Genomic DNA, 911 nt, shown 5'->3' with positions numbered 1-911 from the left:
GCGGGTGGGTCCGCCGGCCGGGCGGCGTCCGGTGGGGCGCGATCGCGCGCCCGCCCGGCGTCCGGCCGAGGCCGGTCCCCGGCCCGCTCGGCATCGTCGCGGGAGAACCGGACACCGCTGAGCCTGCGGGTCGGCCGGGCGGTCGTGCGGGTCGTCTACCGGGCGTGGATGTCGGCGGCGACCCTGCTGGGGACGATGCTGCGCCGCACCGGGCGCGGCGCTCGCGGCCTGCGCATCGATCCGGCCCATCGGCGCGACGGGCTGGGCCTGGCCGCCTTCGGCGGGGCGTTGCTCTCCGCCGTGGCGGTGTGGTTCTCCGCGGGTGGCCCGGTCGGCCGGTTCGTGGCAGCCGTGCTCGAGGTGTGCGTCGGCGTCGGCGCGTGGTCGTTGCCGTTGTTCGGTTTCGGGGCGGCCTGGCGCCTGGTGCGCTCGCCGACCGACCCGGACAGCCGTGGTCGCGTGGTGATCGGCTGGGCGGCGCTCGCCGTCGGTGTCCTCGGCGTGCTGCACATCGCCCGCGGGCTGCCCGACCTTGGCGACGGCCTGGCCGAGGTGCGCGGCGCCGGGGGCCTCGTCGGCCTCATCGGTGGCCTGCCGCTGGCCAGCGCGGTGACGCGCTACCTCGCCGTGCCATTGCTGCTGCTGCTCTCGGCCTTCGGCGTCCTGGTGATCACCGCCACGCCGATCCGGCAGGTCCCCGAGCGGATGATCGCCCTGTTCGACCGCCTCACCGTCGGCGTGCGCGACGGGGACTACGACGAGGACGCGCTCGTCGACGACGACTACGACGAGGCCGACTACGGCGACGTGGCAGGAGCGCTGGCCGTACCGGCCGGCGGCGCGGGCGCGGCGGGCACCGACGAGGTGTACGACCTCGAGGCCGATCGGCCCGCCCGCGCGCGGCGCCGGTC

Annotated in this window: 1 protein-coding gene; it reads left to right on the top strand. The window is 77.3% G+C overall.

Annotated features, from left to right (window positions below):
* Window positions 1-911: DNA translocase FtsK 4TM domain-containing protein (locus tag MXD58_RS25705; protein WP_250610279.1), on the top strand; the 911-nt coding region annotated here is incomplete at both ends.

Origin of the sequence: Frankia sp. AgKG'84/4, from assembly GCF_023242965.2 — a bacterium.
In the GTDB taxonomy this organism is placed as follows: domain Bacteria; phylum Actinomycetota; class Actinomycetes; order Frankiales; family Frankiaceae; genus Frankia.
This window is presented reverse-complemented; position numbering and strand designations above follow the sequence as displayed.